The following is a 9559-nucleotide window of genomic DNA, read 5'->3' as shown; positions in this document are numbered from 1 at the left end:
GGAATTCGCTGGCTTGCGACGTACTGGCCCACATTGGCCTGCACAAAATGCTCCAGTTGGGCTTTTTCAGCCAGCTCTACTTCGATGCCCTCTTCTTCCAGCCGCTCGATCAGATGACTGTGCACCTGCTTTTTCAGCTGCTGGTACTCTTCATCGATACGAGTAGCCACGGTTTACTCCTTGCCCGCCGCACGTTTTTTGAAGAAGCCTAGAGCGCCGGCACCAGACGACTGTTCGCTGTACTGTCGCTTCGCAAACTCCGCAAGGCCTTTCTGGTAGGAAGAGCGCCGCAACAAGGCCGACAAGGGTACGCCAGCGTTGATAGAGTCCAGCCGGTTGAGCCAATCCAGGGGTAACTTCAAGCTTGCCTGGGTGCCCATCCGTTTTTCCATATCGGCCAGCGCCAGCGTAGCTTTCTTGTCGAAGCCGTCGATCACCACGTTGGTCTGGCAATTGCTGCCCAGCAACTGGGTTGTACCTGCCAGCATGGTCTCCACATACTGCACATGCTCAACCATGGGATTGGCCACAATCATCAGCCGCGAAAGGTCAGCCCCGAGAATTTTCAGCCAATCTGCAGACTGGTGCTCCACTACCCGGATAATCAGGTGATCAAACAACTCGGCCAGCCGGGAGATCGCAATGAACAGGTCCGCTGCCGTGTCGCCGGAGAGCTGGTCCGCCATAATCTGGCCAGACAACAGCCTGAGCCCCGGCCTGCATTCTTCCAGTGCGGTGTTAACGAAGGATTCATCAATGGAATCCGTGCGGTTGACCAGGTCATTCAGCGACAACCGGCTGAGGCTGTCGAAGTAGAAAGCGTGATTCTCTGTGGCCATGGTGTCTACCGCCAGCACCCGCTGCTCCGGGTACAGGTCATTCAGCTCGCTCGCCAGGTTCTGGGCAAAGAAACGGGTATCCACCACCGAAGACGCACCAACCACCAGGGTAATGCTGCGGCGTTTTTGCTCACCGTTTTGCTGGCGTTCGGCGGCCGCCTCATTGACCAGGCTCTGGACCCGCTCCCTCGCCCGGTCTGAATCCACCGCGGTGATCAGGCAATCCCGGGCACCTGCCCTCATCACCTGCAGCAACGCGTCCTGGGAAATATGCCGGGCAACCCCAACCAGGGTAACCCCCGGATTGGACTGGTGCAGGGCCGAAAACAGTTTTACGGCTTTTTCCGGGTCATCCTCGCTGATGGCCACCAAGGCCAGTTTGGCACCGCTTGCCGAAGCCAGCCGGCTTACCCGGGAAAGGTCCGAGGCGGAAACAAATTCCAGGCTCCACTCATCTTCCAGGACACGCTCAAGCCAGACACGCACTCCGACATCTTCAACAACGCAAATCAGGGTTTCACTCATGGTGTCGGGCTCCTTACCAGCTCAGGCCATGTTCCAGAGGTTCGGTTCCTTCTCTGGGGTTGATGACCATATCGCCCCAATCCGTGCTGCTGTACTCGTACTTCTTGCCAAAATTTTTCGCCGATTCCGGGAGCTCCCGCACGGCGCTGACCAGCCTGGGGGTAACCACCATAATGAGCTCGCGCTCTTCGTTGGAAATGCGGTCAGAGCGGAACAGTGCGCCCAGGATGGGGATGTTACCCAGCCCCGGCAGACGGTCACTGTTGTTGAAGGTGCTGCGGCTAACCAGGCCACTGATGATAAAACTCTCACCCGGGGCCATGGACACCATGGTTTCTGTTCTGCGAACCCGAAGCCCGGGGACAGAGACTCCGCCGGAGGATACGCCGGAGGTGAAATCAAGGTCGCTCACTTCCGGCGCGACTTTCAGGATGATCTGGTTTTCGTCTACCACGGTGGGCGTCAAAGACAAGCTAACACCGAACTCCTTGTATTCGATTTCCACCTCGCCGTTATCACCGGAGATAGGCACCGGGAACTCTCCGCCAGACAGAAAGGTTGCGTTCTGGCCGCTCAGGCTGACCAGTGAGGGTTCGGCCAGGGTGTAAGCGAAACCGCCGGATTCCAGGGCGTTGATGATGGTCAGTGAACTGGCGCCAAAGCTGAAAAGGTTAAAGCCCTCAGTTCCCAGCCCGGGAGCGCTTCCGGGAACACCTCCGGGTCTGGTGAATCCGCCACCATTGGGAGACAGGCCAAACGCATTCTCCCCACCATTGAGCAGTTTGGAGTAATGAAAGCCAAGGGTATTCAGTTCCTGGCGGTTCACTTCCACCACCCGAATGTCGGTTTGCACCTGCATCGGCACCGGCTGACGCTTGCCCGCCATGGCAGACACCGCGTAATCCGTCACCCGAGGGGTGTCATCACCTTTTAGCCATACACGGACCGTTGTCTCACCCGTTGCCTTCGCGGTTACCAACACCTCTTTTTCCGCACTGGCCTGAACGGACGCCACATCCGGGCTGGACACAGCTACTTTCTCCAGTTCTTTTGCAAACACCAGCACATGTTGCTGTCCGGGGCTGAGCGCAACCGGCGCTTCGTCCCGGGCATGGGCGGCGAACGGCAGTAACCCCGCCAGCATCAGACAAGCCAGCCCCCGAAGGGCCATTTTCGTTTTATCAGCGAACATAGACTGTCCTTGTGTCGGAACCTTCAAAGATCTGGACCTTCAGCCCGTTGTCTGTCTCTTTCTGCTTTTCCTGGCGCCGGGCTTTTTCCTCCGCTTCTTTTTTGGCTTTTGCTTCCGGAGAAAGGGGACGAATGTCGGCCAGGAAGATGGCTTCCGGCTCTTGCGGTTTCTGATCAGCCTGGGTGACCACTTCGGTTTCGCTGTCACCCTCCACAGGCTCCGCCATGGATACACCGCGCCGGGTGGCAACAAAACGCAGGTTTGCTTCCGCAGACGCAAGGGCGAGGCGGTTCACTTCGGCTTCCGGCACTGCCAGCACCATGGTACTGTTGCGCCGACGGTCATCGTCATCAGCACCACCGGAGGGGTCGGTTGTTCCGCGCATAGCCAGCACTTCGACTTCCCGCAGCAACACGGTACTCAGGGCACTATCCGCAGAGTTGCCCTTGAACGTAGCCACCACATCAACCAGGTCACCAGGGCGCAACAGGCCACCGATGCCAGACAAGGGGTTCAGGTCAAAGGCCACGGCACGGATGCCTTCCGGCAGCTCGCGCTGCAGAATGCTTGAGTCTTCCATGGCGTAGTCAGTGAGCGGGGCACCCGCTTTGAGGGGGTTGGGGATAGCTTCGCCGAAGGTCGCTGAGTCTTTAGCGAGGGCGCCCGGCAGCTCAACCGTGGTGGTTACTTCAGAGAACAGCTCCGGCTTCAGCTCGGTGCCGGCTTCGATATCCTCTTTAGCGAACAGGTAGGTGAATGTCGGCTTTGCCGGCTCCTTCTCGCCGGCCGGCTCAGACCGGGCAACCTGACCGGTTGTCGATGATGAGGTAGCTGCAGGCTGATCGTTGTATCTGACCAACCCCACAACCGCCAGAATGATCGCCACCAGGGCCAGCAGCAGGGCTGGCAGGGTGGACACGAGCCTTGTCCTCATTTGTTGTATTCCCGTCCGTGTTTGTTTGGAACGTCATAGGCCTGACCTGCGATCAAAAAGCCACAGCGGCCTTTACCGACAACTCGCTTGGCTGAGGAGGAAAGCTACCCAAATATCCAAGGTTCAGTTGGGGCAAGAAAGGCTCGGAACTGCTTACCGTTAGCTCACACACAAGCATCTCCACCCCTCCCTCTGATCTATCCAGGCATTCCTCTTTTATAATGTGATTTCGGATTCGTGCAGGCAATTGGGCTGACAATCCTCCCAATGCACTCTGACTGTGCGCCACTGCATTGCTTCCGAATTCGGCATGCTGCCTTCGGTCCAAACTGAAAACCGCGGTGGCAGCTATATCGACTGCTCGCTGCATCTCAAGCTTGTGAAAGAACAGCACGCCATATACGAGGCCGGCATAAAGTAGCCCAACGAGTAGCGGCAGCACCATTAAAAACTCAAGGGCAACCACACCAGACTGCCCCTTAAACTGCACCACCCGCGGATCTAAAGCAGTCATGAAAATGAGCCCTTACTCCCCAGAAAACTCGATTCGCTCAGGTGTGCGAACAGGACTACGGAGTTCCTGTTGGGGCGGTCGGTTTGGTTGTAGCATCAGCAAATATGCCTTTGACAAAGTCAACCACATCATTACCCAACCCTGTCGTGAACGCTGCGCCCACGATAACAATAATCACCGCCGCCAACATAATGTACTCCAGCGAAGAAGCCCCCTTCTGCTTCTTAGGCGTAGCATTCTTAATCCGAGCAACTGCTGCTTTATCAAGTTTCATAACTGATCACCTCTGGCTTACTGTTGTTGATTGAATTTAAAACCACCAAGCGACAAATTCGCCGCCTAACATCGACCAAGTTATTCAATATTGACCTGTATCATCTTTATACCCTGATGGTATCTACTTATTGCAAGTTGTACAGCCCCAAGGGTGCAAAATCTTGTAAGAAAAGGGAGCCTTTCTTCATCTATTGTCGTAAGGGGCCAAGCCAGCAACACGACTGACACACGCAGTTACACAAACCTGCATCTTCTAACTTTTGAAACTCAAGGGTTCCAACGCCCGTCACGCCAGAATTCCCTGGAATCCAGCCCTCTGGCTTTCAGCTCGTCTTCCACACACTGCCGCAACTGGGCATAAATCGGCTGACCCCGACGCTTCTGTTCGGCATAAATGGTGGCCAGGCGGCGGGCGAAGAAGGGGCTCGAGTGCTGGTCTGCCGCAAATTCGTAGCTCATCACCCGGGAGGCGCCAAACATCGGGCCCAGCTGGCTGGTGCGGAAGGCCGGATCGTCCTGTTGAATACTTTGCAGAATGCTTTCGCCACTGGGTGGTGCAGGAATAATGTGGCGGATGTCGTCCGGGTAACGGAACAGGTAACGGACCAGCAGGGCTGAGGGTGCGTCGATGCGCTGCCGGGCGCGCTGGCGGAAACGGTAAAAAGCTTTCACCTGCAGCCCCAGCGCCCAGAACGCCTCGGCACTGGTCAGCCCGAAGCTTTCCCGGAAGATACTGAACAGGCTGTCTTCACAGCCGAGAATCGGTTGTGTGGCGCGGTCGTAGTTCTGAAGATCTGCCGGCTCTACGTTCTTCCGGTTGGTCCAGTTACCTTTGAGCGCCACCTTGTCCGGGTCCAGGTCCCGTGACAACGCTTCGTCGCGCAGCACCGTCATGTAGCATTCGTTAAACCAGGTGCGCCACTGGCTGAGCAGCTCGGCACTGAATTCCTCGAAAACCACATCCGGCATCCAGTCGGTCAGCGAGTCCCGGGCTCTCAGCAACTGCCAGCCGGCATCGTGCTTCAGGCTTTGCAAGACATAGTCCGGCACTTTTTTGGCGGCTTGCAGCACTTTTTTCAGGCACAGCTCCCGGAACATTTCCCCCAGCCGGCCAACAATCAACAACTGCAAACGGACAACCGGCAAACTGGTGGATTCCGCCTCGGCCAGCATTTTGTAGGACGACACGTAGGAGCGACCAAACAGCGGCGCGTAACCCTGCTTGCCGGCCATCTTGCCATTGCTGCCCGTGCCGGGCATCAGCGGAGCAATCAGTTCGAACATCTCGGCATTACCCGGGCGCATGGTCAGCGGCGCGTATTCCGGGTGTTTCAGAAGAAGGCGTACCAGGATGGCCTGGTTGGGGCGAATCGTCGCGGCGACCGCATCGTCCTGTTCGTCATCCGGATCCGGCGTTTCAGCAGCGCCCGCGGGGGCACCGGCCTTTTTCAGGCGGCCCAGGCGGTTTACCGGCACGTTCAGCAACATGGCAAGGTCAAGGTCCCGGATTTCCCCATCACCCACTACACTTTCGAGAACCAGTTTAAGGTTCATCAGCGTATTACCACTGATCGGTGCCGAGGGGTGGGTCAGCTCATTCCGGGATTGCCGGCTTCTGGATTGCTGCATGCACAGTACCTGTATGGTATAGGGTATGTTTTTCCAAAAATGTGTACGATGTTAACATAACCAATTATTGAGTCTGGCAATTTTGCCGTAGCGCCGCATGGGGCGCACTGAACTGTCACAAGGATTCACTAGCGTGTCTGTTATCGGGGCCAAAACGTTCTTCTTTTTTGAGGGTGATTCCCAGCCCGACACACATATTATTTGCAGGCCAGACTACTTCCAGCATGACGGCTTCCGGCTGCCCACCAAGGGCGTTACCCTGCTGTACGGCCACAAAGGCCCAGGCAGCCTGATTGGCGCTGCAGTCCGCCAGAGTGCCAGCTCTGGTGCCGGAGTCTGCTTTGCCGACGTTAAAATCGATATCGGCGAGTGGGATGCCAACAAACAGAAGCTGGATAATTTTGGCCACTGCCGGTTCCTGAACCTGCCCCAGCGGGCTAACCGGGAAGTGCTGGATGATATAAACCAGCACTGGAATCGCTGGCTAGATGAAGAAGGCGCCCCCAACGAAGACTTCCCACGCAAAGCATCCAACCGGATGGACCTGCTGGACAAGCTGGTTGCCCTGCCGCCCTACAACGAGCTGAATGCCATCGCCTACGATGTGCAAACCCGCTTTGGTGCTGCGAAGTTCCTCACCGTGTTCAATATGGACGCCATTCGTACCGACGAAACCACCGTGATACCGCCTGGCACAAAAGTCAGCTTCAAGGCGCCGGCAACCGAACATCAGGACGCAGCCTCCCTGTAACCTGAACCGGTGTGCGCCACCACCCGGTTGCGCCCGGCTTCCTTGGCGGCGTACAAGGCTTCATCCGCTTTCTTAACCAGGGTTTCCGGCGTGTCGCCCAGCTGGTAGTCCGCAACGCCCAGGCTAACGGTAACCACCGGCACCGGGCTGTAGTTGCCGTCTTCCACTTTCTTGCGAATGTTTTCAGCCACCAGCATGGCATCTTCCAGGCGGGTTTCCGGAAGCAATAACAGAAACTCTTCACCACCCCAGCGGCCAACCACGTCCGCACCGCGAACGGTCTGGCGAACCCGGTTCGAAAGCGACCGGAGCACTTCATCCCCCATGTCGTGGCCCCAGGTATCGTTGATGCGCTTGAACAGGTCGATATCGAACATTGCCAGCGCAAGCGGCGTTTTGTAGCGCTGGGCATGGGCAATGGCCTGGCGCATGGCCTCTTCTGTCTTCCCCCGGCTGTACAGGCCAGTGAGATGATCAAACAGGGCCTGCCGCTCCAGGCTTTGCACCCGGGCCTGCACTTCCCTCGCGGCGTGATGGCGCTCCAGCGTGGCGGCGGCCAGATGAATGGCCAGCGGAACCCGCCCGGATAACCGGTCAATCACCCCCGGCCTGTTACCGTATACATCTAATGTGCCCAGCAACTGGCCGTTGAGCCCACATACCGGCCAGGATGCCCAGAAAGTTACGCCCGCTGCCATCATTTTTGCTGCCAGGGCCCTTGGCAACGAATCGCTCGGCTTGCGCAGGTCCTGCAAAACCGGCCGGTCCAGTATTGCAGCAGTGGCATGCACTCCGTGGCCGTAACCGGCTGCTGCTGTTTTAAGGGGTTCGGTCAGGGCATCCGGCAAATCCCTGCGGGTTGTGAGCTCCAGGCTATCGGTTTCCGGGCGGTAAATGCTCACCGACAAGCTCACAGGCTGGCTGGTGGTTTTGGCAAGGGCAGACAAGATGGAGTTCAGGGCCAGCGGAAGGCTGGGCTGGGTAAGCGTGGCGCCGATCAGCTGGTAGAACTTTTGAAAGGCGGTGTCGTCATCGGTTTCTGACATCACGCCAGACACGAACACCAGCAATTGATCGCCCCGCGTACAGGCCAGCGGCAGCGAGGTCACGTTAATGGCAAGGCGCCGGGTACGCCCCACATCATCCACCAGTTCAACCTGGTCGATAAAGCTTACTGATTCGCGGTGGTGGAGGCTCAGTTGCTCCTTCAATTCACGAAAACTCAGGTTCTCGCCATCGTTATCGGCAAGCTGTCGTTCTATGAAGGTTTCCGGCCGGTAAACTCCCAGGCCCGCCATCCATTCACGGGCACCGGGGCTGATACTGAGCACACGGGCCTTCGCAGTATCCAGCAGAATAACCGGCAACATCAACTCGCCGACAAACCAGCTTTGGGTGGAATGGGGGGCTCTCCCCTCACCATCCAGGCCCAGTCTTTCGCCAAGAAGCCTATTGAACCTACGCCGGTAGCGGGTTACTTCCCAGTACTGAAAAATAACCAATAAAAACAATCCAGCAATAACCAACCATGAAATGATCATGCTAGCGTTTGTTGTGTGCAGGCTACTGTTCATAGCGCCCTCCCTGGCCACCAGATCAACTCCGGGCGCTACCGGATGCCCCTGGTGGCAGACAATCGCCGGGCAGCGCCGAAAAATAATATCGAATATACAGTGCTATACTTAGCATCACAAATCGAAAACGACAAGCAACGTCAGTAAACAACAAGGAGTTTCAGCTATGCCAACCTTGAGGACTGCAGTGATTGCTGCAGCGTTAACCCTGCCCTCGCTGGCTCTGGCCTCTCAGGACTTTCCCTTGAAATACAGCAGCCTGGGGCTTGAAGCCAGCTATGTAGATTCAGGGAACTCCGAGAACAAATCCGGCGCAGTGGATGATTTGTCCAACTACTGGGAGTTTGGCGTTAACTTCACCCATCAGTTCAATCCGAATGTCAGCCTGCTGCTTCAGGGTAGCTACGCAGAAACCGACACCCGCAACTTTAACCGCGATGCAGACATACTGCGGGGCACCATTGGTGGCCGCCTGCACCCGGCCAGCTACCGGCTGTTCGGCTGGAGACCTTTTGCCGGTGCAGGGTACAGCCATGCGGATATCGAACTGAAATCCTACGGTTCCAAGGGTGAGGATATGCTGTACGGCGAGGGCGGTCTGCAGAAAATGATTGCACCGAGGTTCCTGGCGGGGGCCGGTGTACGCGGGCGTATCGAGGTGGAAGATGAGTACTTCGACGCCCAGGTATTCGCCGGTATTCACTATGTGTTCGGCCGCGAATACCCGCCGTCCCCGGTTAGCCGGCGGCCGCTGGATTTCTCCAAGATGGCCGTAGCCCCTGCCGACTCTGATGGCGATGGAGTACCCGACAACCGCGATAAATGCCCGGATACCCCACAAGGAGCCCTGGTGGATGACAACGGCTGCGCCAAGGAGCTGACCCGGGAAATTAAAGAAACCCTGTACGTAGAGTTCGAACACGACAAAACGGAAGTGCGCCAGTCGTTCTACCCGGAACTGGAAAACCTGGCTACCGTACTGAAACAGTACCCCACGTCCCGCATTCTGCTGGAAGGCCACACCGACAGCACCGGCCCGTCTACCTACAACCAGAAATTGTCCAAGAGCCGTGCTGATGCCGTGATGAAGGTGCTGATCGACCACTTCGGCATCAACGCCGACCGCATCCGCACCACGGGTATGGGCGAGTCCCAGCCGATTGCCACCAACGAAACCGACGCAGGCCGCGCCCAGAACCGGCGGGTAGAGGCGATTGTGTCTGGAGAGCACACGGAGATCATGAAGAGGGCTGAATAATCCAAAACGGGGTCAGACCCCCGACACATTTCACCACTCGAAATGTACTGAAGTGACCCCCGAAAGT

The 9559-nt window shown here is 57.2% G+C and carries 9 protein-coding genes; 2 read left to right on the top strand and 7 right to left on the bottom strand.

The annotated features are described in order from the left end of the window. Nucleotides 1–173: 173 nt before the first annotated feature. The 6 genes from B2589_RS07225 to B2589_RS07200 all read right to left on the bottom strand — a co-directional run bounded on the left by B2589_RS07225 (nt 174) and on the right by B2589_RS07200 (nt 5909). Nucleotides 174–1364: an AAA family ATPase gene (locus tag B2589_RS07225; RefSeq protein WP_286816088.1), complete on the bottom strand. Its 1191-nt coding sequence runs from the start codon at nt 1362–1364 to the stop codon at nt 174–176. A gap of 13 nt (nt 1365–1377) precedes the next feature. Beyond that, nucleotides 1378–2556, bottom strand: a complete 1179-nt coding sequence (locus tag B2589_RS07220; protein ID WP_286816087.1) for a type II and III secretion system protein family protein — start codon at nt 2554–2556, stop codon at nt 1378–1380. Continuing rightward, a complete protein-coding gene (gene cpaB, locus B2589_RS07215) occupies nt 2546–3490 on the bottom strand; it encodes a Flp pilus assembly protein CpaB (RefSeq protein WP_286816086.1) in 945 nt (314 codons plus the stop codon). The genes B2589_RS07220 and cpaB overlap by 11 nt, the downstream gene beginning before the upstream one ends. A gap of 52 nt (nt 3491–3542) precedes the next feature. Next, nucleotides 3543–4004, bottom strand: coding sequence for a TadE/TadG family type IV pilus assembly protein (locus tag B2589_RS07210; protein WP_286816085.1), 462 nt, complete (start codon nt 4002–4004; stop codon nt 3543–3545). 55 nt (nt 4005–4059) lie between these two features. After that, entirely contained in the window at nt 4060–4278 is a 219-nt protein-coding gene (locus tag B2589_RS07205) for a hypothetical protein (RefSeq protein WP_286816084.1), read from the bottom strand. Between the two features lie 269 nt (nt 4279–4547). Continuing rightward, nucleotides 4548–5909: a hypothetical protein gene (locus tag B2589_RS07200; protein ID WP_286816083.1), complete on the bottom strand. Its 1362-nt coding sequence runs from the start codon at nt 5907–5909 to the stop codon at nt 4548–4550. A gap of 133 nt (nt 5910–6042) precedes the next feature. Between B2589_RS07200 and B2589_RS07195 the strand changes: the two genes are divergently transcribed. Continuing rightward, complete coding sequence (locus B2589_RS07195) at nt 6043–6660, top strand: hypothetical protein (RefSeq protein ID WP_022989827.1); 618 nt, start codon at nt 6043–6045, stop codon at nt 6658–6660. Here B2589_RS07195 and B2589_RS07190 read toward each other — a convergent pair. Then, nucleotides 6639–8162, bottom strand: a complete 1524-nt coding sequence (locus tag B2589_RS07190) for a GGDEF domain-containing protein (protein ID WP_286816082.1) — start codon at nt 8160–8162, stop codon at nt 6639–6641. The genes B2589_RS07195 and B2589_RS07190 overlap by 22 nt on opposite strands. A gap of 238 nt (nt 8163–8400) precedes the next feature. Between B2589_RS07190 and B2589_RS07185 the strand changes: the two genes are divergently transcribed. Then, on the top strand, nt 8401–9492 hold the full coding sequence (locus B2589_RS07185; RefSeq protein ID WP_286816081.1) for an OmpA family protein: 1092 nt from the start codon (nt 8401–8403) through the stop codon (nt 9490–9492). Nucleotides 9493–9559 lie beyond the last annotated feature (67 nt).

It is taken from the genome of Marinobacter sp. UBA3607 (assembly GCF_002375525.1).
Taxonomy (GTDB): Bacteria; Pseudomonadota; Gammaproteobacteria; order Pseudomonadales; family Oleiphilaceae; genus Marinobacter; species Marinobacter vinifirmus.
Note: the sequence above shows the minus strand (reverse complement) of the source record. Positions and strands in the feature narration are given on the sequence as shown.